Here is a 23,571-nt window from a genome sequence, read left to right as displayed (position 1 = left end):
GGGACGGGGAGGGCAAGACTCCGTCCCCCGCAGCACATGTTCATCCGCCGGGTCGAGCTCAGCTCCTTTCGCCGATGTTTCGACTACGTTGCTGGGAGCGCTCCCATAGATGAATGTAACTCCCCGGTCGGCTGAGCGCTAGGTGGCTGTGCAAGCCGCGGCCGGAGTCGCCGGGGTGCCGGAGCCGATGAAGCCGAACGACGTCGAGGCGCCGGCCGCCAGGGAGCCGTTGTAGGCGGCGTTCGTCGCCGTCACCGTGCTGCCGCTGGAGGTGACCGTGGCGTTCCAGCCCTGCTGCACCGTCGCCGCGGACGGATACGTGAGGGTCACCCGCCAGCCGCTGATCGCCGACGAGCCCGCGGTGACCGTCACGGTGCCCTGGTAGCCGCCCTGCCACTGGCTGCTCACGGCGTACGTGGCCGAGCAGGCGCCCGGAGCGGGCGGGGGCGTGGTGGTCGGCGGGGGCGTGGTCGTGGGCGGCGGCGGCGTGGTGGTCGGCGGCGGTGACGTGGTGGTGCCGCCGAAGTTGACGTCGCTGCAGAAGTAGTACGACTGGTCCGAGTGGCTGGCCTGCCAGATCGTGTAGACCATCGCGCGGCCGCTGCGGCCGGTCACCCGTACCGGGACGTTGATCGCCACGCCGTTGCTGAGCTGCTCGGGCCACTGCGCCGCGGGCGTGTTGCCGATCTCGGCGACTCTTTCGAGGTCGGACCACTTGAGCGCCTGGGTCGTGGGATTGAAGCCGGACTTCGTCACGTACACCCTGATGTAGTCGGCGCCGTGCCGGGCGCCGTCGAAGAGGCGTACGTCGAAGCTGTTGCCGACGTTGGTGGCCTGCCAGTTGCCGATGGCGTCCATCGCGTTGTAGCGGCCGTTCTCGGTGTGCCCGGCGCTGCACAGCTGCCCGTCGGGGATGGCGGCCTGGTGGTTGCCGGCCACCCCTTCGCGGAAGAGGCCGTTCCAGTTCCACATGGCGTTCGGGTCGGCCTGCCACGCCTGCCAGCACATCGGGTCCTGGGTGGCCATGGCCGGGTCCTGGAACTTGCTGCCCCAGCGCTCGAAGCAGCCGTAGTTGCGCGACGCCGGCCCGGTGACGTTGCCGTGCGCCGAGGCCGGCCCGGTGGGGGCGAGGACGGTGAAAGCGGCGACGAGGATGCCCGCCAGCGCGCTGATGATCAAGGATTTGGCTCTCATGAGGGCTCGTGCTCCGCATGCTCGGTTCGCGGCGGAGAGCTGCCCTCTGTCTCCGCGGGGGGTTGCCGGCGTGTGGACACCACGATGGCCGTGAGATCGACAATTGTCAATAACGTACAAAGGCTCATGCGGTCCGCAGCGCAACTCCTCCGGGACGCCCGGCGCGTCGTCGTCTTCACCGGCGCCGGCATGTCCGCCGAGAGCGGCATCCCCACCTTCCGCGACTCCCTCACCGGCCTCTGGGAGCGCTACAACGCCGAGGACCTGGCCACCCCCGAGGCGTTCGAGCGCGACCCCGAGCTGGTCTGGCGGTGGTACGAGTGGCGCCGCGCCGAGGTCGAGAAGGCTCGGCCCAACCCGGGTCACGAGGCCGTGGCCGCGATCGGCGGCGTGCTGATCACCCAGAACGTCGACGACCTGCACGAGCGCGCCGGCTCGAAGGATCCCGTCCACCTGCACGGCAGCCTCTTCGCCCCGCGCTGCTCGGCCTGCGAGCGGCCGGTGCCCGTCGGCGGAGGCCACCTCTGCGGCTCGTGCGGGGGCCGGGCCAGGCCGGGCGTCGTGTGGTTCGGGGAGCAACTGCCCGCCGAGGCGCTCGAAAAGGCGGTCGCCGCCGCCTCGGACTGCGACCTGCTGATCACCGTGGGCACGTCCGGGCTGGTCTATCCGGCCGCCGAGATCCCGCACCTGGCGGCCGCGAGGGGCGCCGCCGTCATCCAGGTCAACCCGCAGCCGACGCCGTTGGACGAGGTGGCCGAGGTCAGCCTGCGCGGACCGGCCGCGACCGTGCTGCCGGCCCTACTCAGGGAAGCCACAGGGTAAAAAGCTGGCGAACCGCCACCAAGCCGACCCTAAGGCGCGGATCATGTCGTCATGGGTGTCATGGCTTACCCCCTCCGGTACGCGCTCGCCGATCTCGCCCTGGCGCTCAGCCGGGTCTCGCACGATCCCGCCGCCGTGCAGTCGACGGCGGCGCGGGCGGCCGCCGACATGATCGGTGACGGCGGCGGCGTGCAGCTGCTGCGCGACGACGGCCGCTACGACCGCATCACCTACCACCACATCGACGACGAGCGGTCGGCGTCGCTGGCCCGCGTGCTCGACCACGCCGACCAGCTCCCGGACGACGACTTCTCCACCGCGCTCGCGGCCAGCCGCCGTCCGATCGTGCTGGCCGGCGACGGCGTCGAGCCGCTGGCCGGTGAGGAGCACGAGATCCACGCGGCCGTGCTGTGCCCGGTGATCGTCGACAACACGTACGCGGGCTATCTGGTCCTGACCCGCGAGGCGCCGGGCTCCTCGTACTCGACCGCCGAGGTGGAGCTGGCCCGCGACATCGCCGGTGAGCTGGCGCTCGCGTGTTCGAGCGCGCGCGCCCTGGAACGGCTGCGCGCCAGCGAGGAGCGCTACCGCCGGGTGCTCGAGACGATCCCCGAGGGCGTGCTCCAACTCGACCACGACGGCGTCATCACCTACGCGAACGAGCCGATCGGCGTGGTGCTCGGCATGCCCCGGTCGCAGCTGGTCGGCGTCTCGCTGCGCGGCTTCCTCAACGATCAGGGCCAGAAGGAGCTCAACCGGCGCATCAACGAGTGCATGCAGGGCCGCTCGACAGTGGGCGCGACCCGGCTCATGCGCGCCGACGGCTCGCAGCGCAGCGTGCGGATGAGCATGATGCCGCTGACCGACGACCACGGCACCTTCAACGGCGTGGTCTGCATGGTCACCGACACCACCGACCACATCGACGCGCGCGGCCTCAAGCGCCAGCTCGACCACCTGCGCCGGCTGGACAGCCTCGGCCAGCTCATCGGCGGCATCTCGCACGACTTCAACAACCTGCTCACGGTCGTCGGCGGCTCGGCCGAGATGATCACGGCGACGACGCCGGAGGACCATCCGACGCACAAGCTCGCCGCGGACATCCTCGAGGCGGTCGGCACCGGCCGCACGCTCACCCACCAGCTGCTGGCGTTCGGCCGCAGCGAGGGCAACCGGCCCGAGATCATTCCGATCCCCGACCTGCTCACCGACGTCCAATCCCTGTTCAGCCGTACGCTGGGCGAGCACATCGGTCTCGACCTGGCCTTCGGTCCGGACGTGTGGCCGGTGCGTGCCGAGCGCGGGCCGCTCGAGCAGGCGCTGGTCAACCTCGCCGCGAACGCCCGCGACGCGATGCTGCACGGCGGCATGCTGCGGGTCGCCGCGATGAACGAGGTGATCGAGGCCGACAAGGCGCGGGCGGAGGGCATCCCGCCCGGCCGGCTCGTGCACATGGTCATCACGGACACCGGCGTGGGCATGACCGAGGAGGTGCGCAAGCGCGCGCTGGAGCCGTTCTTCACCACCCGGCCGACCGCGGCGGGCCTGGGCCTGGCCACGACGGCGGGCATCGTGCAGGGGCTCGGCGGGCACATCGAGCTCGAGTCGGCGCCCCGGATGGGCACGACCGTGCACCTCTACCTGCCGGCGGCCGAGGAGAAGCCGGCCTCGGCCGAGGGGCGGCAGGGCGCCCCCTCGGTCATCGGCCGCGTCCTGATCGTCGAGGATCAGCCGGAGGTGGCGCAGCTCGTGCAGCGGCTGATCGAGCCGGCCGGATACGCGATCACGGTGGCCACCGACGCGCTCCAGGCGGTGACCCAGGTGGCCGGGGGAGCGCAGCCGGACCTGCTGATCACCGACGTGGTGATGCCGACGATGACCGGCCCGGAGCTGGCGGCGGCGCTGCGCACGCACCGCCCCGACCTGCCGGTGCTCTACATGTCGGGCTACACGGCGGCGTCGCTCGGCCCGCAGCTGCACCTCGACGACAACAGCATGCTGATCGAGAAGCCGTTCACCCGCTCGACGCTGCTGGGCGCGATCCGCACGCTCGCCGGGCCGCAACCGTCCACGCAGGGCAACGAGGCCGGCTCCGCCAAGTAACGGGAATCGCGCGACTCCTACCGAAGGTGCGAACTCCGGCGCCTGGGCTTGCCATCCGATCCGGACAAAAGCAGTATTCCGGGGCAAAGTCGAAGCCTCGGAAGGACCGCTGTGACCCAGGATCGCACGAGGGACCGGACGAACCGTGGAGCACGCGCCGACGCGGACGGCACGTCGACCATGGACCTGAGCGGGCGGTGCGTCGGCAGCTCGTACGTGCTGCAACGCCCGATCGGCCAGGGGGCCACCGGCACGGTGTGGGAGGCCCTCGACCGCACGTCCGGCGAGTCGGTGGCGGTGAAGCTCCTGCACGAGAGCCTGCTGCGCCAGCCCAAGCTGGTCACCCGCTTCGTGCAGGAGCGCACGATCCTGCGGATGCTGCGGCACCGCAACGTCGTCCGGGTGCGCGACCTGTTCAGCGTCGGCGAGACCCTCGGCCTCGTGATGGACCTCGTCGCCGGCGGCAACCTGCGCGACCTGCTGCGCTCCGAAGGCACGATCGCGCCCGGCGAGGCGGCCCGGCTGACCGCGCAGGTGGCCGCGGCGCTGGCCGAGGCGCACGAGCTCGGCGTGGTGCACCGCGACCTCAAGCCGGACAACATCCTGCTCGCCACCGGCGACGGCCCGCCCGAGACCCGGCTCACCGACTTCGGCGTGGCCCGCATCCTCAACACCCCGAGCATGACCACCCCCAGCTCGGTCTTCGGCACACCGCACTACATGTCGCCCGAGGCCTTCCACGGGGCGACGGCGAGCCCCGCCACCGACGTGTACGCCTTCGGCGTGCTCCTCTACGAGCTGGTCAGCGGCCACCCGCCCTACCGCAGCGACTCGATCCCCGAGCTCATGCGCCTGCACCTGGCCGGCAATCCCGAGCGCCGGGCCGGCATCCCGGACGAGCTCTGGGACGTGATCATGGCCTGCATGGAGCAGAAGCCCCGGCTCCGCCCCACCGCCCCCGAGCTCGCCGCCGACCTGTCCGACCTCGCCGTCCGTCTCGACGGCGAGCCCGCCCTCACGCCCCAGCACGGCGAACGGTCAGCTATATCCGGAAAAATCCGGCGGAATGCGGAGGACCTCTCCGAGAGGGCGGAAAGAGAGTGGCGCGAGGGTGCGCCGGGCTTGGGCCGCGAGGGTTCGCCGGGGCCGGGCCGTGAGGGCGCGCCGGATTCGGGCCGTGAGGGCGCGCTGGGGTCGCGCCGCGGGGGCGCGCCGGGCTCCGGCCGCGGGGGCGCGCCGGGGTCGGGCCGTGAGGGTGCGCCGGGCTTGAGAGGCGAGGGCCCCGAGGACGCGCGCGGGGACGGCACGGACCAGCCCGAGGGCGGGCGCGGCAAGCCCGGCCGGTCGATCATTCCGCAGCCTCGGCCGGGGCAGCGGCGCAACGCCGTGCCGAACTGGCGGTGGGCGCGGCCCGGGGCCACGATGTCGATGGTGGCGGGGGCGATGGTCGTCAGCGCGGTCGTCACCACGGCGTGGAACATCGGGCGGGCGGACGGCGAGCCGCAGACCGTCGCCGTACCGCAGATCGTCACGGCGCCCGCCTCGCAGCAGCCGCGGCACAAGACGGCCGCCCGGTCCGCTCCCCGGCCCGCGGCCGCCACCGCGCAGGCCCGAGCGGGGAGCGCGCCCCGGGTGCGCCCGGGCCTCCCGGCCGTCGTGGTCACGGCCAGCCCTTCGGCCGTACGCCCGAAGCCCGCGACCCAGCCGCAACCGCGACCGACCCGCTCACCGCAACCCGAGGCCCAGCCGTACGGCCCGTGGAACTGCCGGCAGGCGTTCGCCATCGACTTCCGCAACCGGACCGGGGTCGCGGTCAAGCCCTGCCAGATGCTCGGGCGCGACATCCGGTACCAGGCCTCGCTGACCGCTCCCGGCGGAGGCCGCGGCAGCGTCACCGTCTCGCTGCAGGACGTCGGCACCGGCCGCACGGTCGACGGCCCGAAGACCTGCGACGGCCTCACCTTCGACGGCAACGCCGCCACCCGCACCTGCGGACCGGCCGGCGCGCAACCGGCCCGCGGGCACAGCTACAACGTCGTCGTCTCGTACCGCTACGAGCGGGACGGCAGCACGCTCGCCAACACCGCGAAGGGGGCGGCCTTCGAGTGGTGAGCCGCCGTCCGCTCAGCCGGCCGGGTTCCAGCCGTCGGCGCCGGCGAGGTACTTCTGCGGGGTGTAGTTGGCCGCGTCCGCGTCGGAGAGCATCGGCCGGGTCTCGGCGGTGACGACCGCCGCGCCCGGTCCGCTGTTGCGGTACTCGAAGAACCTCCCGGCGGTCCAGGTGGTGGTGGCGTCCCAGTTGTTCCACGGCTGGGCCACGTTGACGGCCGCGCCGAGGACGGAGTCCCGCACCACCACCTGCGCCTGCCCGGTGGTGCTGTAGGGCCGGCCGAGGTAGATCGAGTTGGCCGCCCCGTCGGTGTCGATGGTGCTGTTGGTGATGAGGAACCCGTACGGCGAGGCGCTGCTGACCGACGAGTCGGTCAGGCTGGCGCCGGGGCGGGACAGGACGTGGAAGGTGCTGCGGTCGAACACCGCCACCGCGCGGCCGAGCACCATGTCGGCGCCGCCTTCGATGTACGCCCCGCGGAAGTAGAGGCGGCTGAAGGTGGTCACGTTCGCCGTGCTCAGCAGCAGCGTCTGCTTGTCGCCCAGGAAGCGGACGTTGTCGAACACGTCCTTGTCGCCGCTCTTGACCTGCAGTGCCGTCGCCTGAGCGCCGGCCGCGGCCGCCCCGTTGGTGTTGGCGACGGTCAGGTTGCGCAGGCTCCACTGGTTACCGGAGAGCGTCACCGTGGCCACGGCCCCGGTGCCGCCCGCGGTCAGCACCGTGTCGGCCGGGTCGTCCGTCGCGCCGAGCAGGGTCACGCCGTAGCGGTTGCCGCTGGTGACCGTGCCGGTGTACGTGCCCGGCTTGATCAGGACGACGCGGTAGCCCTGGGTGGTGTAGTCGGCGTTGTCGGCCAGCAGCGCGAGGCCGGCGGCCACGGTGGTCGCGTCGCCGGAGCCGTCGGCGGCCACCACGACGTCGGCCTTCACCGGGGTCGCGGTCGCCGCCGCGGACGGGTCCGAGGCGTTGCCGGCGGTGTCCGCCGACACCACGGTGTACGAGTAGGCCGTGCCGACCGTGACCGTGGTGTCCGTGTAGGACGTGCCGGAGACGCCGGTCGCGATCCGGCTCGCCGGGGCGCCTCCGGCGGAGCGGTAGACGTCGTAGCCGGCCAGGTCGCCGTCGCCCACCGCGGCCCAGGTGACGGTCACCGAGCCCTTGCCGAGGACGGTGCGCAGCCCGCCCGGCACCGCCGGGGCGATGCTGTCGCCGGGCGCCGGCGTGCCCTCGACGGCCGCCGACAGGGACGACTCGTTGCCCGCGGTGTCGACCGCGGTGACCTGATAGCGGTAGGCGGTGCCGTTGTCCAGGCCGGTCACGGTGTAGCTGGTCCCGGTGAGCAGGGCGGCGTTCAGCGGGGTGGCGCCGCCGGCCGGATACACGTTGTAGCCGGCCAGGTCGGGCTCCCGGTTGGCGGCCCAGGTCAGCGTCAGCTTGCCGTCCCCGGCGCCGGCCTTGAGGCCGGCCGGGACCGCCGGCGGTGCGCTGTCGGCCGGGGTGGCCCGCACGGTCGCCGCGACCGAGGTGTTGCCGGCGGTGTCGACGGCGACCAGCGCATAGGTGTAGGTGGTGCCGTTGGCCAGCCCGGAGTCGGCGTGGGACGTGCCGCCGAGCCCGGACGCGACCAGGGTGGCCGGTCCGGGGGTGACCGCGGTGCCGGCGGCCCGGTAGAGCCGGTAGCCGGCGAGGTCGGCGTCGCCGGGCGCGGTCCAGCTCAGGTTGACCGACTTGTCGCCGGGGGCAGCGGTGAGCGTGCCGGGCGTTCCCGGCGCCGTGACGTCGGCCGGTGCCGCCGGGGCGGGCACGGCCGGGTACCAGGTGCCGGCGCCGAGCCAGTCGCCGACCGTCACGGTCACCGAGCCGGCCGGGCTGAGCTGCGGACGGTTGTCGTTGACCGCGGCGCCGTCACCGGTGTTGGCGTACTCGGCCAGCCGGCCCAGGGTCCACGGCTCACCGGCCGGCCCGGTGCCCCACGGCTTCGCGGCGTTGAGGCCCGCGCCGAGGGCGGTGTCCCGGACGACGGCCTGGCCCACCGAGTTGGGGGTGTACTGGTCGCCCCAGGCCCGGTAGGGGCGGCCGAGCTGCACGCCGGTCACCCCGGCCGGGGTCACCACGGTGCTGTTGATCAGCAGCATGCCCGCGAACGTGCTCGCGGTGCTCGGCGTGAGCACGGTGCCGCCGCCGGCCTTGACCGTGATGGTGGTCTTGTTGATCACCAGGGTGGCCCGGCCCAGGACGATGTCGCTGGTGCCCTCGATGACCGAGTTGTCGATCATCTGCCGGGCCGCGGCCGTGTAGGTGGACGTGTCGGCGAAGACCGTGCGGTTGTTGCCCTTGAGCGCGACGTGCTCCAGCAGCACCTTGTCGCCGGTCATGGACACCGCCGGGGCGGCGCCGGACGCGGTGGTGTTCTGCGCGGTCAGGTCCCGGACCGTCACGCCCGAGCCGGTGACGGCCAGGGCGGCGGTGGGGGTGCCGCTGGTGAGGACGACGTCGGCCGGGTCCCCGGTCGCGCCGAGGAGGGTGACGCCGGCCTTGGCCACGGTCACCGGGCCGGCGTAGGTGCCCGGCCCGACCGAGACCACCCAGTCCCGCGTGCCGGGGGCGGCGTCGAGCGCGGCCTGCAGGGTCGGGTAGCTGCCGGTCCCGTCCGCGCGGACGGTCGCGTCCACCCGCAGGGCCGGGGTGGCGGTCACCGTCGCCGAGGCGGCGGAGACGTGCCCGGCGGCGTCGACGGCGACCACCACGTAGCTGTAGGCGGTGCCGTTGGTCAGCCCGGTGTCGACCAGACCGGCCCGGGTCAGCAGCGCGGTGCCGACCCGGTGGGCGGCGTCCACCGGCACCGCGCCGGTGCCCGTGGCCCGGTAGACGGCATAGCCGGCCACGTCCGCCTCGGTGCTTTCGGCCCAGCTCAGCGAGACCTGGGCGGCGCCGCTCTGCGCGGTCACGCCGGCCGGGGCCGCGGGTGCCACGTCGTCGGTGGCGTCGGCGACCGGGTCCCACCCGTCCGTGCCGGCGAGGTACTTCGCGGCCGTACGGGCGTCGGCGTCGGCGTCGGACAGCTGCGGCCGGTTGCCGTTGACGGCCGCGCCGGCGCCGGTGTTGCGGTACTCGGTGAAACGTCCGTCGGACCACTTCAGCGGGGCGAAGTCGGCCCAGGGCTTCGCCGCGTCGATGCCGTCGTTGATCGTGGTGTCGCGGATGGTGAGCTGGCCGCGGGAGTTGTCCGGCTGGGCGCCGTCGGCCCAGCCCTGCCACGGGCGGCCGAGGGAGAACGTGCCGGGGTCGTTGGCGCTGACGATCCGGCTGCCGGTCACCAGGTAGCCGTACGGGTTCTTCGACGCCGTGCTGGGCGCGAAGATGGTGCCGCCGTTGTGCGCGGTGGCGTGGATGGTGACCCGGTCGAAGACGGCGGTGGCCCGGCCGAAGACGAAGTCGACGTTGCCCTCGATGAAGCTGTCGTAGTAGTACTGCCGGGCGTAGCCGGCGCCGGTGGCCGAGATCGCGCCGGCCGAGTCGGCGAGCAGGGTGTCCTGCACGCCGAGCAGGCGCACGTTGCGGTAGACCTGCCGGTCGCCGGTGGCCCGCAGCGCCACCGCCTGGGTGTTGTAGTTGCCGATCTCCGGGTGCTCGGCCGAGTCGAACGTGTTGGCGATCGTCAGGTCGCGGACCGTGACGTTGCTGCCGGAGACGGCGACGGTGAAGCTGCCGGAGGTGCCGCAGGTCGCGGTCGTGACGGTCGGGCAGGTGGCCGGCCCGGCCGGGGTGCCGTTCGCGTTGTCGAAGGTCAGCACGACGTCCCGCGCGTCGCCGGAGGCGCCGGCGATCACCAGGTAGGGCTTGGCGACCGTGACCACCTGCCGGTAGCTGCCGGGCTTGACGAGGATGACCGTCGGCCGGGCGGCGGTGCCGGCCGGCGCGGCGTTCACCGCGGCCTGCAGTGTCGTGTAGTCGCCGCTGCCGTCGGCGGCGACGGTCAGGTCGGCGACCAGCGGCACCGGGTTCGGGGTGGCGGTGACCGCGACGGACGCGGCGGCGGCGTTCCCGGCGGCGTCGACCGCGACGACGGTGTACGTGTACGCGGTGCCGTTGGTGACGGCCTTGTCGGTGTACGCCGCCTTGGTGACGGTGGCCACCAGCTGATCGGCCCGGTAGACCCGGTAGGCGACGATGTCGCTCTCGGGGCTGTCGTTCCAGGTCAGGTTGACGGCCTTGTCACCGCCACCGGCGACCAGGCCGGCGACCGGGGCGGGCGCGGTGTCCGGCGCGGCGTCGGCGACCGGGTTCCAGCCGTCCGAGCCGGCCAGGTACGCCGTCGCGGTGTACTGCTCCGCCTGCTCCGCGGTCAGCTGCGGGCGGTCGGCCGTGACGGTGGTGACGCTGCCGGGGCCGGTGTTGCCGTACTCGGCGAACCGGGCGGTGCGCCAGTCGGTGACCACGCCGCTGTTGGTCATGTTGGTCCAGGTGGCGGTGGTGCTGACCACCGGGCCCAGCCAGGTGTCGCGGACGACGACCTGGCCGCGGGCGTTGTCGTCCTTGACGCTCGTGCCGTCGGCCTGGGTCTTGCCCGGCTGCCAGGGGCGGCCGAGGTTCTGCGAGCCGTCCGGGGCGTTGCCGATGATCCGGCTGCCGGTGATCAGGAAGCCGTACTTCTGGCTGATGTCGGTGCTGGCCGCGCTCACCGCCCCGTTCGGGGAGGTGGCGTGGTCGAGCGCCTTGAGCGTGCTGTGGTCGAAGACCGCGGTGGCCCGGCCGAAGAGGAAGTCGACGTCACCCTCGATCCAGGCGTCGTGGAAGTAGACGCGGGACGCGACGGTGGTGCCCGGCGAGTTGGCGTAGAGGGTGTCCTGGTTGCCCAGCAGCCGCACGTTGTCGAAGACGAGCTTGTCGCCGACCGTGCGCAGGGCCACCGCCTGCCCGTTGGCGTAGGTGCCTTCCTTGTACGAGTTCTGGATGGTCAGGTCGCGCATCTGCACCGAGTTGCCGGTGACGACCACGGTGGCGCTGCCGGACGTGCCGTAGGTGGCGGCGGTGCCGTCGGGGTTGGGCGCGGCGCCGGGGATCGGGGTGCCGGCGGCCCGGTTGCCGTTGATGACGACGTCGGTGGCGGCGCCGGTGGCGCCGACGACGATGACGTACGGCTTGGCGAGCGTGAGGTACTCGTCGTACGTGCCCTTGGCCACCGAGATGACGGTCGGGTCGGTCGCGGTGCCGGCCGGCGCGGCGGCCAGCGCGGCGCCGATCGTGGTGAACACGGTGGTCCCGTCGGGGGTGGCCGCCGGGTCGACGGTGAGGTCGGCGACCAGCGGAGCGGGCTCGACCTTGATCGTCGCGCCGATGGTGGCCGGCGACTCGGCGCCGCCGCGGGAGACCGCGGTGACGGCGTACGAGTAGCTCTGGCCGTTGGCCACGGTGGTGTCGCTGAAGGTGGGCGAGACCACGCCGGCGATCTTCGTCAGCGCGCCGGTGCCGGCGTCCGCCCGGTAGACGTTCCAGCCGATGACGTCGGCGGAGGTGTCGTCGTTCCAGGTGAGGTGGACGACCCGGGTGTCGGCGGCGGCGGTCAGACCGGTCGGCGAGGCCGGCGCGGTGGTGGTCGCGGGCAGCATCGGGCTCCAGCCGTCGCTGCCGGCGAGGTACTTGGCCGGCGTGGCGTTGGCGGCCTGCGAGGCGGTGAGCTGCGGCCGGTTGGCGTTCAGCGTCGCGCCGGGGCCGATGTTGGCGTACTCGGCGAAGCGGGCGTCCTGCCACCGGAAGTTGACCTTGACGCCGCTGGAGTTCGCGGTCGCCATGTCCTCCCACGGCGCGTCGGTCGCGATGGCGGCCGGCAGCCAGGTGTTGACGACGTTCACCGAGCCGATCGCGTCCGGGTCGGCGCTCGGGTGCCAGGGCCGGCCCAGGTGGACGGTGCCGGCCGGCGCGGCGCTGGTGACCTTGCTGTTGATGATCAGGAAGCCGTACTTGCTTCCCGTGTCGGTGCTGGCCGCGGTGATCGCGCCGTTGTCGGACTTGCCGCGGTCGAGGGAGCGCAGGGTCACCCGGTCGAACACGGCGTCGGCCGCGCCGAAGATGTAGTCGACGTCGCCCTCGATGTAGCTGTTGACGTAGTACTGCCGGGAGCGGGTCGTCGGCTTGGGCGTGTCGGCCAGCAGCGTGTCCTGGTTGCCGATCAGCCGGATGTGGTCGCCGGTGAACCGGTCGCCCTCGACGCGCAGCGCGACGGCCTGCTGGTTGGTGATCTCGGGGTGGGCCTTCTCGTCGAACGTGTTGGCCACGGTCAGGTTGCGCAGAGTCACGTTCTTGGCGGAGACGAACACGGTCGCGCTGTCCGCGGTCCCGTAGGTGCCGCCGGCCGGGTCGGGCGTGCCGGAGGCCTTGTCGTCGGCGATCACGACGTCGGCCGGGTCGCCGGTGGCGCCGGCCAGCACCACGTTCGGTGACGTGATCTCGAAGGTCTCGTGGTACGTGCCGGGCGCGATGGTGATCATCGTCGGCTGCAGGTTGGTGGCCGGGATCGACGCCAGCGCCGCCGTCACCGTCGGGTAGGCGCCGTTGGCGCCGTCCGCGGCGACGCGGAGGTTGACGTAGTCGATGGGCAGCGCGACGGGGTCGGTGACCGAGGTGGCCGAGGCGGCGCTCGACGCGGCGGAGACGTTGCCGACCAGGTCCAGTGCGATCAGCTTGTAGTACTGCGCGATGCCCCTGGGGGCGCTGGTGTCGGTGAAGGTGGGCGCCGCGCCGGCCTTGGCCGCGGGGAGCGTGCCGATCAGGACGTAGCTGCCGCTGCTGCTCGACGCGCGGGTGATGTTGTAGCCGGCGAGGTCGGTCTCCTTGTTGGCGGCCCAGGTGAGGGTGATGCCGTGGTCCGTGCTGGGAGCCGCCTTCAGGCCGGTGGGCGCGGCCGGCTTCACCATCGGGTTGGCCGCGGTGATCGACGAGTAGGAGGAGACGTTGCCGGAGGTGTCGACGGCGCGGATCCGGAAGTAGGCCCGGGTCCCCTCGGTGATCGTGGGGTCGGTGAACGTGGTGGCGGTGAACGAGGCGCCCGCGGCCGGCAGGTAGGGGACGTAGACCTCGTCACCGTTGCGCTTCTGCACGGTGTAGCCGGCGAGGTCGGTCTCCTTGTTGGCGGCCCACGTCACCGTCATGCCGACGGCGGCGACGGTGGCCTTGGCGGACGAGGGCGCGGCCGGCGCCTTCGTGTCGACGGGCAGCGTGACGGAGGCCGTGGCGGGCGCGGAGGAGCCGGCCGCGTTGACCGCGGCGAGCCGGTAGTACGACGTCGCCCCGGCCGGCGCGGTGGCGTCGGTCAGCGTGGTGCCGGTGATCGGCGCACCGGTCAGGGTGGTGAACGGGCCCGAGGCGGCGGACGCCCGCGCGACGACGTAGCCGGTCGTGGTTGTCGTGGCGTTCGCGGTCCAGGTCAGCACGACGCCGCCGGTGCTGCCGGCGACCGCCTTGAAGCCGGCCGGGGTGGGTGGCACCGCCGTGGTGTCGACCGGCCGGGTGGCCGATCCGGTCGCCGGCGAAGAGGCGTTGCCGCTGGTGTCGACCGCGGTGACCCGGTAGAAGGACGGCGCGCCGGAGGGTGCGGCCGGGTCGGTGTAGGTCGTCGCGGTCAGCGGGCTCGGCGTCAGCAGGCCGTAGGCGCCGCTGGACGAGGCCGCCCGGTAGACCAGGTAGCCGCTCAGGTCGGCCGCTGTCACGGCCGACCAGCTCAGGGTGATGCCGCCGGTGGCGGCGGTGACCTTGAGGCTGCCCGGTTTCGCCGGGGGCGTGGTGTCCTTCGGGATCGCGACGGAGGCCGAGACCGGCGCCGAGGAGCCGGCCGCGTTGACCGCGGTGAGCCGGTAGTACGCCGTCGCTCCGGCCGGGGCGGTCGCGTCGGTGTAGCTGGTCCCGGTGACCGGGGCCGCGGTGAGGGTCACGAAGGGCCCGGCCGCCGCGGTGGCCCGGGCGACGACGTATCCGGAGGTGGTGGCACCCGAGCCTGCGGTCCAGGTCAGCGTCGCGCCGCCGGCCGACGACGCCGTCGCCTTGAAACCGGTGGGGGCGGGGGGAGGGGTGGCGGCGCTCGCCGGCCGGGCCGCCGAGCCGGTCGCCGCGGACGAGGAGTTGCCGGTGCGGTCCACCGCGGTGACCCGGTAGTACGAGGTGCTGCCGGCCGGGGCGGCCGAGTCGAGGTACGACGTGGCGGTGTACGGGCTCGCCGTGAGCTGGCTGTAGGTGCCGCCCGACGACGAGGAGCGGGACACCACGTAGCCCGCGAAGTCCGGCACGGCGCCGACCGCGCTCCAGCTCACCGACACACCGGCGGAGGTCGCCGACAGCTTCAGGCCACCCGGCTTGTCCGGCGCTCCGGTGTCGACGGTCTTGACGGTGACCGTGCTCGACGGCTTGGACACGTTGCCGCTCTGATCGGCGGCGGCGACCGCGTAGTAGTACGTCTTGCCCGCGGCGGCCGTGGTGTCGGTGAAGGTCAGCGCGGACGTCGTGCCGGCGAGCAGGTCGGTGGCGGGCACGATGGTCTTGGCGGTCGACCGGTAGACGCGGTAGCCCGCGGTGTCCGAGGCGGACACCTTGCCCCAGCTGAGGGACACGCCGACCTGACCGTAGTACGCGGTCTTCAGGCTGCCCGGGACGCCGGGGGGCGTGGTGTCGGTGGCAGCCGATGCCGCGGTGAGCCCCACGCCACCCGTACCGGCGACGGTGAGCAGGGCGACGATGGCGGCCGATCGGAACGACCGCGCGGGGTGGTGCGACATGGAGCTCTCTTCTGTCAGGGACGTGCGCGCCGGAGGCGGGAATCCGATGATCACTCCCGGAATGACTGTCAGTGATGCCGGGAGCGCGAATATGGAGGTCAGGACGGCCAAACGCGGCCGTCCGTCACTCAGAGTCGCCAAGATGATCAACAAGTCGAGCGGGCCGAGGCACGCCGTCACCGTCCCGGCCGATGGACAAACGGACGGGGATGTGCCCGGGAATTCGATCGCGGCCCGGCGCGTTTCCGCCTACCGTGATCCGCATGTACGCGCCCGGTCCGCAGCTGCCTTCGGTGGCTCCCGCGCGCGTGCGTTCCTTCCCGGGCGCCGATACCCGAATCTGACCCTTCCCCGCCAGCAGCAGAACCGCAGGGGAAGGGTGGTTCGCTCCTGCGCGGTTCTGGCGCGCCCAGCCTGGCAATCCGGGCGCGCGTCCCCTTCATGCCTCGCATCCAGTGAGGAAGACACCATGGCGAAGAGCCAGTTCATCCGTACGAAGCCGCACGTCAACATCGGCACGATGGGTCACGTCGACCACGGCAAGACGACCCTGACCGCCGCGATCACGAAGGTCCTCGCCGACCGCGACCCGGCAACCAACCGGTACGTGGCGTTCGAGGGCATCGACAAGGCCCCGGAGGAGGCCGCCCGCGGCATCACCATCACCATCGCGCACGTCGAGTACGAGACGCCCAGCCGGCACTACGCGCACGTCGACATGCCCGGCCACGCCGACTACGTGAAGAACATGATCACGGGGGCGGCGCAGGTGGACGGGGCCATCCTCGTGGTGAGCGCCCAGGACGGCTCGATGCCGCAGACCCGCGAGCACGTGCTGCTCGCCCAGCGGGTCGGCGTGCCGTACCTGGTGGTGGCGCTCAACAAGAGCGACGCCGTCGACGACCCCGAGCTGCTCGACCTGGTCGAGCTCGAGGTGCGGGAGCTGCTCAGCGAGTACGGGTTCCCCGGCGACGAGGTGCCCGTGGTCCGGGTGAGCGCGCTCAAGGCGCTCGAGGGCGACCCGCGGTGGGTGCGGTCGATCGGCGACCTGCTCGACGCGGTCGACGACTACGTGCCGGTGCCGCCGCGCGAGCTCGGCGAGCCGTTCCTGATGCCGATCGAGAACGTGCTCACCATCAGCGGCCGCGGCACCGTGGTCACCGGCAAGGTGGAGCGCGGCACGCTGCGCGCCGGCGAGCCGGTCGAGATCGTGGGGCTCGGCCCGACGATCGCGAGCGTGGCCACGGGGCTCGAGACGTTCGGCAAGTCGCTGGAGTCGGCGCAGGCCGGTGACAACGCGGCGATCCTGCTCCGCGGCATCAAGCGCGAGCAGGTGCAGCGGGGCCAGGTGGTCGCGGCCGTCGGCTCGGTGACCCCGCACCGGGTCTTCGAGGCCCGCATGTACGCGCTGACGAAACAGGAGGGTGGCCGGCACACGCCGTTCGAGACGAACTACCGGCCGCAGTTCTACTTCCACACCACCGACGTGTCCGGCGGTCTCGACCTGGGCGACCGTGACCTGGTGATGCCCGGCGACACGCTGGACAAGGTCACGGTGACGCTCGGCAAGCCGGTCGCGCTCGAGGAGGGCCTCGGCTTCGCGGTGCGCGAGGGCAACCGCACGGTCGCCGCCGGCACCGTGACGGCCCTGCTCGACTGAGGTTTGCGGCCCCGGCCTGGGAAAGGCCGGGGCCGTCTACCCTTGCCGGGTGATGTTGCCGCTGCCCGAGGGCGAGTTCGACGCGTACCTGTTCGACTGTGACGGCACCATCGCCGACTCGATGCCGATTCACTACAAGGCTTGGCAGCAGGCGCTCGGGGAGTGGGGAGCCGACTTCCCCGAGGAGCTCTTCTATGCCTGGGGCGGCCGCACGCCGGTCGCGGTGATCCAGGAGCTCAACGCGCGGCAGGGGCTGGCGATGCCGGTCGACGTGGTGAACGAGCGCCGCGAGCAGGTCTTCCAGGAACTGCTGCCGACCGTCGCGGCGGTGCCCGAGGTGGTCGAGCACATCGAGGCGGCGTACGGCACGGTGCCCTTCGCCGTGGTGTCGGGCAGCAGCCGCGAGTCGGTGACGGCCTCGCTCACCACGCTGGGGCTGCTCGACCGGTTCGACGTGATGGTCTGCGCCGGCGAGTACCTGAACGGCAAGCCCGACCCGGAGTGCTTCCTGACCGCCGCCACGCTGCTCGGCGTCGCGCCCGAGCGCTGCGTGGTCTTCGAGGACGCCGAGCTGGGCCTACAGGCGGCCGCGGCGGCCGGGATGGCGGCGGTGCGAGTGCCGCCACCCTGGCAGCGCGGTCAGCTGAGCAGCAGGTAATCCAGGTTGAAGCCGCCCGTCTCGCAGTAGACGGTGACCAGCTGGTCGCCGGCGGCGAGGGTCACGGGCACGTGCACCGACTGGTACGTGCCCCAGCCGCCGGTCGCCGGCACCGAGACGGTGGCCAGCTCGGTGCCGCCGGCGTCGCGGAACGAGATGGCGTCGGTGGCCGGGGCGCCGGTGCCGTTGGCGACGCGGAGCTCCAGGTCGTACGTGCCGGCCCGCGCCACGTCGACGCGGTAGCGGAGCCAGTTGCCCGGCGCGGTCCAGCCGATGTTCTTGCCGCCGCTGGCCGAGGCGTTGCTCTCGACGAAGTTCGCGCCGCCCTCGGTCCAGCCGTTCTGCGCGGTGTACGACTCGGCCTCGACGCGTGCGCCGATCGGGGCGCCGCGCGGCACGACGGTGACCGGGATCGTCACGGTGTCGCGGGCGGCGCCGTCGGTCACGTGGACCGTCAGCCGCAGCGACCCGGCGACGGTCGGCTTGAGCGTCACCACGCCGGTCGCCGCGTCGAGGGACACGCCGGCGGGCAGGTCGGTGGCGTAGAAGGCGAGCCGGTCGCGGTCCCGGTCGGCCGCCGACAGGCGGAACAGGGTCGTCGCGTACTGGTCGGCGGTCAGCGCGGGCACGTCCCGCAGGACCGGCGCGTGGTTGCGGTGGCCGCTCGGGACGTCGGCATGCCAGCGGTACGTGGCGTACGCACCCGCGGGCACGGTGACGACGAAGTCCTGGTCGCCGAGCACCAGGCGGACGGCCGACTCGGTGGTGTTGCCGTTGGCCAGGATCGCGGTGAACCTGTCGCCGTCGCGGTAGACGACGTTGCTGACGCCGGCGGCCGGCGCGCTCGACTCGACGCGCACGTCCCGGGGCGACAGGTAGCGCGCGAACTGCCCCAGCGGGTAGAGCTCGTCGCGTACCGAAGCCGTCCTGGTCTCGGTGTTGACCTTGACGAGGCGGTCGGGCCACTTGGTGGTGCGGCCGATCTCCTCCCAGTCGACATTGTTGTCGCGCTTGTCCGTCCAGTGCAGCGTGCCGCCGGTCTGGTCGGTGGCCTGCGCCCAGAGGGTGTAGCTGCTCGCGTCGAGCCGGAAGTAGCTCAGCACGGTCGCCGGGTTGAGATCGCTGGTCTCGGTCATGTGGACCGGCTTCCTGAACTCCTGGTACGCGTCGCGCATGACCGCCGGGTCGCCCCAGTAGGGGTGGAAGGCGATGGCGTCGGCCGCCTGCCGCGTCGCCGGGTCGTTGAAGATCCGGTAGTAGTTCTTGGTGGCCGTGCTGTTCGGGTCGCGCCAGTCCCAGAAGTTGAAGTCGTGGACGTAGAGCTTGGTCGACAGGCGGGCCCTGGCGAACTCGCGCTTGATGGCGACGGCGAGCCTCTGCTGCTGCTCGACGCTGATGTCCATGGCGGGATAGACCACGTCCATGCCCGGCTCGTTGAGCATCGTGATCGCGTCAATGGTGATCCCATGGTGACGCATTGACTGGATGTACTTGACGTAATAGCGGGCGAACACGTCGATGCAGTCGTCGCGCAGCTTGCCCACCTGGTAGTGCTCGGTGGTGCTGCCCGGTTTGAGGGCGACCTCGCCGGTGAAGCGGTTGTTCGTCTTCATCCAGGCGGGCGCGCTCCACGCCGAGGCGAAGAACGTGGCGGCCGGGTTGTACTTCTGGATCAGCTTGATCGTGTCGATCATGTGCAGGTCGACGTCGCGCTGGAGGGAGAAGTACTTCAGGTCGAAGTCGCTGGTCACGCCCGCGGGCAGCTCGTCGTACGACCAGAAGGGCAGATGCTCGATGAGGTCCGGGCTGCCGATGGTCAGCCGGAACCGGTCGAAGCCGGCGCCGGTGCGCGGGTCGGCGAGCAGCCGGATCGTGCGCTCGCGCTCGGCGGGGGTGAGCTTCCACAGGTTGGAGACGCTGGTCTCGTCGATCGAGAAGCCGATGCCGGCGTAGCGCTGCCGCTCCTGCGAAGGGTCGATCACCACGGTGGCGTCGGCCGTCCTGCCCTGCTGTGCGCCCGGCAGCGGCTCCCACCGATGCGCCGCCCCGGTCGAGTAGGTGCCCGTCACGCGCACCCCGTGCTTGCCGCCGGCCGTCGCCGGTGGCGCCACCGCCAGGGTCATCGCGACGGCCAGCGCCGCGGTCACCGTTCGGTTCACCGAGCCTCCCTGCATCGACAGATGGTCATCCGTCTATCCGGGCGGAGTTTATTAAGGTCTTTAACTAACGCGCAACACTTCGGAAATCCGGAACCTGCCGCATGCTTGTCGGGTGCGCGTGACCAAGAACCCGGACGTCGCCCGGTCGTTCGTGCTCTTTCCGTCGATGGGTGAATATCCGGTCTACGACGACGGGGTGTATGACGGTCTTGCCGCGGTGGATGATCGGCGGCGGGCCTACGTCGCGGCCCTGCGCGAAGCCGCGCCGGGGCGGGTGGTGCTCGACGTCGGCACCGGGCGGGACGCGCTGTGGGCGGTCGAGGCGGCTCGGGCCGGGGCCGCGCACGTGTATGCGATCGATGCCTCGCCCGGTGCGGCGGCGGCCGCTCGGCGAGCCGTGTCGTCGTTCGGCGGGCGCGTCACCGTGGTGGAAGGGCTCGCCGCCGCGGTCACCCTGCCCGTACCGGCCCAGGTCTGCGTCTCGGAGATCGTCGGGAACATCTCGTCGGCCGAGGGCGCGATCCCGGTCCTGAACGACTGCCGGGCGCGGCTCTGCGCGCCGGACTGCGTGTGGATCCCCTTCCGGGCCCGCACGATGATCGCGGCCGTCGACGTCGGCACGCCGTCGTTCGCCCCGGAGCACCGGCCGCTCGCCGAGCGCATCCGCGCGGTGGCCGGGCCGATCGATTTGCGGCTGTGCCTCGGCGGGCCGGCCGGGGCGGCGCTCGTCAGCGAGCCGGCCGTCATCGAGTCCGACCTCTTCGACAGCCGGTCCCCGATGCCGTGCTCCGACGCGTACAGCGAAGCCGGCCTTGATCTGGAGACCGCGACCGGGCTGCTGCTGTGGAGCCGGGTCGCGGCCGCGTCGCACGGGCGCGAGGTGGACGCGCTCGACGGCGGGACACGCGCGTGGGCCCCGGTCTATGTGCCGGTGGCGCTACGCGGGCCGGTGCGCGTCGGGCTGAGCCGGCGGACCAGCGACGACGGCGTCCACCCCGACTACGAGATCACCGTGAACGGCGCGACCGTCTGGCGCAGCCCGCACCACGTCACGGCTACGAGAACGACGTGACCGGCCGCTCCAGCAACCGGCCGTCCACAAAGGTGTCCACCTTTTCGTTGTAGAAGGCGACCAGGCCGGCGATCGCGGCCACCGCCGGGTACGGCTGACCGTACGACCAGGCCAGATCCCGCTGGTCGCCGACGTTCCAATAGTCGCTCGTGTGGCCCTTGTACGGGCAGTGCGTGCGGGTCTCCGAGTGGGTCAGCGCCCCGATGTTCACCGCCGTGCGGTCCAGGTAGTAGCGCGTCGGCAGGCCGGTCTCGAACAGCAGCACCGGCGACCGCGACTCGGCCAGCACCAGCCCGTCCAACTCCACCCGCACGAGCCGGGTCGAGCGCAGCGCATCCACCCGGTGGTACGGGTTGCGCGGGTGGCCGAAGATCTGCTCGTCCTCCTCGAACCAGGCGTCCACGGCGTCCCACTCGAAGCGCACCAGCCCCTCCAGGCCGGGCAGCTTGCTCTCGACGTAGTGCCGGGCGGCGGCCTTGCGGTGCTCGTCGCCGACCCGCAGGCCCAGCCGCCGGGCGCGCCCGCGGCTCAGATGCTGCTCGTGCTCCTCGTCGACGAGCGCATCGGCGGCGACGTCCTCGATCGGGATGTAGTACTGCGGGAAGGCGGAGATCTCCCACAGGTAGACGGCCCGCGTGGTGTCGACGATCGTCCGGCCGTTGAGCACGGCACGCACCCGCCGAGGCGAGGGCTCCATCTGGTTGACCGCGGCGATCTCCCGCGGATAGTCGTTCGTCATACCCATGGCCAACGCTAACCCGCGGGGCGAGGTTCAGCCCTCGTCACTCTTCCCCGGTCGCCTTCTCCTCGCGGCTCGTCCTCAACGTCGCGGCCAGCGTGGCCAGGAACTCGGGGTTGTCGTCGGGGGCGAGCATGACCGGGCGCTCACGAAGGCGTACCGGAGGAAGGGGACGTCCCTTGACGAACCACGCGATCGCTGCGAACGGCGAGACGAACAGGATCGCGAAGGTCCACGCGCCCCGGGGAGCGACGTGGATGGCGTCCTCGTCGGCGTTCCAGCAGTCGATCAGGGCGCAGGCCACCAGGGCGACGTCGAGGAGCAGCAGGAACGCGTACACGTGAGCCATGCCGACCAGGGTGACCGGCCGGGACCTCGGGTGCGGGTCCCGGCCGGGTGCGCTCGCGTTGCTCGTCCGTCAGAGGGCCGGCAGGTAGCCGTATCGGTAGCCGTTGGCGTTGGGGTGGAAGGAGTTCTGCGGCGGCAGGATCGTGAGGCCGTTCAGGTACGGGCTCGACGAGCAGATGCCGTGCCCGGCGAACTCGTCCCGCACGTCCGACCAGACGAAACCGGCCGCCTGGGCGCGCTGCTGGATCAGCGCGTTGAGCGTCTGCGCGCCGTCGTTGAGCGCGCGGCGCTTGGTCAGGCTCATCCCGGCGAGCCCGCAGGAGGCCGACGAGGTGTCGAACAGCAGCGGATAGCCGAGCACGACCACCCGCGCCGACGGCGCCTTCGCCCTGATCGCCGCGTACGTGGCGTCGAGCTTCGCCCCGAGCGTGGCGGTGATCTCGGCGCGCGCCTCGGCCACCGTCCGGACGCACGCCGCGTCGCTGGAGAGCTGGCAGCCGATCACGGTCGGCGCGAAGCCCGCGTCGTTGCCGCCGATCGTGATGCTGATCAGGTCGGCGCCGGCCGGGATCGCCGGGGCCTGGGTGCCGATCACGTCGCCGGTGACCGCGCCGCCGCAGCTGAGATCGGTGAACGACTGGGGATCGTTCCGGGCCGCCCAGAGCGCCGGATAACCGTACGGGCTGCGCAGGCACGTGCCGCTCTGGGCGGGCGCGCCGACGCCGGAGGAATAGGAGTCGCCGAGCGCGACATAGTCGGTGGTCTCCTCGGCAGCCGTCGCGGGGCTCGCGGCGCCGATGATCAACAGCAGGGTGGAGGTGGCAAGGACGAACAACCGCCTGCTCATGGGGTGGCCTCCGGTCCGTGGGGGAGAGGAAGCCGAAGCGCTCCGGTCACCGCACCGTAGGACGCCGCACCGAGAAATGAAACGCATCGATTTTCTTACTACGCCGGAGTAGCGTTTTACCCTGCTTGGCGGATTCACACGGCCACCACAGGCGATCTTCAGGCTGTGTCCAGTCGGCGGCACTAGCTTCTTCACATGGAAGAAGAACGGGCACGACGGATCGTCGACACGCTACGCGCGCGCAATGTCTTCGCCCATGTGAAGCTGCCGCAGGCGGGCATCACGCAATACGGCATCAGGGTCGTCCTCCCCGACGGCCGCGAGGCCATCTGGGACAACGACGGCACCGCCGGCCTCGAGGCCCAGATCATGCGCAACGGCATCCTGGTCGGCTTCGTGGCCTCCATCCCCGAGTCGGAAAACTACGGCGACGGCCAGATCGTCGAAGCCATCGCCACCGCGGACTACGACCGCCCGGTCGGGCGTTCCCGCCCCGCCGCCGCCACCCAGCGGGCCACCGTGCCGCGCCCACCCGGCTCCCTCGCCCAGCGCCTGCGGAGCGGGTTTCGGGGCTGACGCGCTCTCCACAACAGCGGTTATCCACAGGGCCGCCACAGCACCACGCCCAATTCCGGGATAATGACCAGCGGGGGCTCCCCCAGTGGTGGGCGGGCTCTGTGATGGGAGGGCTCTGTGGCGCTCTCTTTGGAGCCGGTTTGCTCCTCGGGCGGCGCGGTCTGATCGGCGGCCTCGCCGGTTCAGGGGTCCGGGCTCATCGGCGGCCTCGCCGGTTCAAGGGTCCGGGCTGATCAGCTCGATCAAGCGGTCGAGGGCGACCGGCCACAGCTCGGGTGTGAGGTTGGCCAGCAGGGTTTCGGCGAGGGCGTGGGCCACCATGTCGATCTGCTCGCGCACGGCCGGGTCGAGGGGGACCGGGGGCGCGGAGACGACGGGTGCGGGTGGTTCGGGGGCGACATCTTCCGGCGTCGCTTGCGCTGACGGGGCCGACCCGGCGGATGCGACGGCCTGGGCCGGTGGGCGTCCGTCGGACGGCGGGGCTTGGGCCGGTGGGCGTCCGTCGGACGGCGGGGCTT

13 protein-coding genes and 1 pseudogene are annotated in these 23,571 nt (G+C 72.2%); 7 read left to right on the top strand and 7 right to left on the bottom strand.

Features of this window, described 5'->3' with window-relative positions:
- Positions 1-138: 138 nt before the first annotated feature.
- Positions 139-1,194 (bottom strand): lytic polysaccharide monooxygenase auxiliary activity family 9 protein, encoded by a 1,056-nt coding sequence (locus tag Ade02nite_RS23170; RefSeq protein WP_203767515.1) that lies wholly within the window; start codon positions 1,192-1,194, stop codon positions 139-141.
- A gap of 126 nt (positions 1,195-1,320) precedes the next feature.
- Between Ade02nite_RS23170 and Ade02nite_RS23165 the strand changes: the two genes are divergently transcribed.
- From Ade02nite_RS23165 to Ade02nite_RS23155, 3 genes are all read left to right on the top strand, one after another.
- Positions 1,321-2,016 carry an SIR2 family NAD-dependent protein deacylase gene (locus tag Ade02nite_RS23165; RefSeq protein WP_203767502.1) on the top strand — a complete coding sequence of 232 codons (696 nt, stop codon included), beginning with the start codon at positions 1,321-1,323 and terminating at the stop codon, positions 2,014-2,016.
- A 60-nt stretch (positions 2,017-2,076) separates the two neighbouring features.
- Entirely contained in the window at positions 2,077-4,119 is a 2,043-nt protein-coding gene (locus Ade02nite_RS23160) for a hybrid sensor histidine kinase/response regulator (RefSeq protein ID WP_239168984.1), read from the top strand.
- A gap of 111 nt (positions 4,120-4,230) precedes the next feature.
- Complete coding sequence (locus tag Ade02nite_RS23155) at positions 4,231-6,231, top strand: serine/threonine-protein kinase (protein ID WP_239168983.1); 2,001 nt, start codon at positions 4,231-4,233, stop codon at positions 6,229-6,231.
- Between the two features lie 12 nt (positions 6,232-6,243).
- Here the strand turns inward: Ade02nite_RS23155 and Ade02nite_RS23150 are convergent, their stop codons facing one another.
- Positions 6,244-14,994: a pectinesterase family protein gene (locus Ade02nite_RS23150; RefSeq protein WP_203767487.1), complete on the bottom strand. Its 8,751-nt coding sequence runs from the start codon at positions 14,992-14,994 to the stop codon at positions 6,244-6,246.
- 469 nt (positions 14,995-15,463) lie between these two features.
- Between Ade02nite_RS23150 and tuf the strand changes: the two genes are divergently transcribed.
- Positions 15,464-16,654 (top strand): elongation factor Tu, encoded by a 1,191-nt coding sequence (tuf, locus tag Ade02nite_RS23145; protein ID WP_203767485.1) that lies wholly within the window; start codon positions 15,464-15,466, stop codon positions 16,652-16,654.
- Between the two features lie 52 nt (positions 16,655-16,706).
- The gene (locus Ade02nite_RS23140; protein ID WP_307871226.1) at positions 16,707-17,312 is read left to right on the top strand and encodes an HAD family hydrolase; all 606 of its coding nucleotides are present in this window, start codon (positions 16,707-16,709) and stop codon (positions 17,310-17,312) included.
- Here Ade02nite_RS23140 and Ade02nite_RS23135 read toward each other — a convergent pair.
- Positions 17,294-19,471, bottom strand: a complete 2,178-nt coding sequence (locus tag Ade02nite_RS23135; protein WP_239168982.1) for a carbohydrate-binding protein — start codon at positions 19,469-19,471, stop codon at positions 17,294-17,296. The genes Ade02nite_RS23140 and Ade02nite_RS23135 overlap by 19 nt on opposite strands.
- A gap of 112 nt (positions 19,472-19,583) precedes the next feature.
- Between Ade02nite_RS23135 and Ade02nite_RS23130 the strand changes: the two genes are divergently transcribed.
- Positions 19,584-20,543, top strand: a complete 960-nt coding sequence (locus tag Ade02nite_RS23130) for an SAM-dependent methyltransferase (RefSeq protein WP_203767481.1) — start codon at positions 19,584-19,586, stop codon at positions 20,541-20,543.
- Here the strand turns inward: Ade02nite_RS23130 and Ade02nite_RS23125 are convergent.
- From Ade02nite_RS23125 to Ade02nite_RS23115, 3 genes are all read right to left on the bottom strand, one after another.
- The gene (locus Ade02nite_RS23125; RefSeq protein WP_239168981.1) at positions 20,527-21,288 is read right to left on the bottom strand and encodes a DUF427 domain-containing protein; all 762 of its coding nucleotides are present in this window, start codon (positions 21,286-21,288) and stop codon (positions 20,527-20,529) included. The genes Ade02nite_RS23130 and Ade02nite_RS23125 overlap by 17 nt on opposite strands.
- Positions 21,289-21,325: 37 nt before the next feature.
- Positions 21,326-21,631, bottom strand: coding sequence for a PLDc N-terminal domain-containing protein (locus Ade02nite_RS23120; RefSeq protein ID WP_203767478.1), 306 nt, complete (start codon positions 21,629-21,631; stop codon positions 21,326-21,328).
- A gap of 69 nt (positions 21,632-21,700) precedes the next feature.
- Positions 21,701-22,477 (bottom strand): SGNH/GDSL hydrolase family protein, encoded by a 777-nt coding sequence (locus Ade02nite_RS23115; RefSeq protein WP_203767475.1) that lies wholly within the window; start codon positions 22,475-22,477, stop codon positions 21,701-21,703.
- A 195-nt stretch (positions 22,478-22,672) separates the two neighbouring features.
- Here Ade02nite_RS23115 and Ade02nite_RS23110 point away from each other — a divergent pair, with 195 nt between their 5' ends.
- Complete coding sequence (locus tag Ade02nite_RS23110) at positions 22,673-23,053, top strand: hypothetical protein (protein ID WP_203767472.1); 381 nt, start codon at positions 22,673-22,675, stop codon at positions 23,051-23,053.
- Positions 23,054-23,269: 216 nt separating this feature from the next.
- Here the strand turns inward: Ade02nite_RS23110 and Ade02nite_RS23105 are convergent.
- Positions 23,270-23,571 (bottom strand): annotated as a pseudogene (locus Ade02nite_RS23105) (hypothetical protein); the annotation flags it as partial.

The sequence above is a fragment of the Paractinoplanes deccanensis genome (genome assembly GCF_016862115.1).
GTDB lineage: Bacteria > Actinomycetota > Actinomycetes > Mycobacteriales > Micromonosporaceae > Actinoplanes > Actinoplanes deccanensis.
Note: the sequence above shows the minus strand (reverse complement) of the source record. Positions and strands in the feature narration are given on the sequence as shown.

Coding starts and splice junctions, on each gene's coding strand:
- Ade02nite_RS23170 (WP_203767515.1), bottom strand. CDS start 1,194: ATGAGAGCCAAATCCTTGATCATCAGCGCGCTGGCGGGCATCCTCGTC.
- Ade02nite_RS23165 (WP_203767502.1), top strand. CDS start 1,321: ATGCGGTCCGCAGCGCAACTCCTCCGGGACGCCCGGCGCGTCGTCGTC.
- Ade02nite_RS23160 (WP_239168984.1), top strand. CDS start 2,077: ATGGCTTACCCCCTCCGGTACGCGCTCGCCGATCTCGCCCTGGCGCTC.
- Ade02nite_RS23150 (WP_203767487.1), bottom strand. CDS start 14,994: ATGTCGCACCACCCCGCGCGGTCGTTCCGATCGGCCGCCATCGTCGCC.
- tuf (WP_203767485.1), top strand. CDS start 15,464: ATGGCGAAGAGCCAGTTCATCCGTACGAAGCCGCACGTCAACATCGGC.
- Ade02nite_RS23140 (WP_307871226.1), top strand. CDS start 16,707: ATGTTGCCGCTGCCCGAGGGCGAGTTCGACGCGTACCTGTTCGACTGT.
- Ade02nite_RS23125 (WP_239168981.1), bottom strand. CDS start 21,288: ATGGGTATGACGAACGACTATCCGCGGGAGATCGCCGCGGTCAACCAG.
- Ade02nite_RS23120 (WP_203767478.1), bottom strand. CDS start 21,631: ATGGCTCACGTGTACGCGTTCCTGCTGCTCCTCGACGTCGCCCTGGTG.
- Ade02nite_RS23115 (WP_203767475.1), bottom strand. CDS start 22,477: ATGAGCAGGCGGTTGTTCGTCCTTGCCACCTCCACCCTGCTGTTGATC.
- Ade02nite_RS23110 (WP_203767472.1), top strand. CDS start 22,673: ATGGAAGAAGAACGGGCACGACGGATCGTCGACACGCTACGCGCGCGC.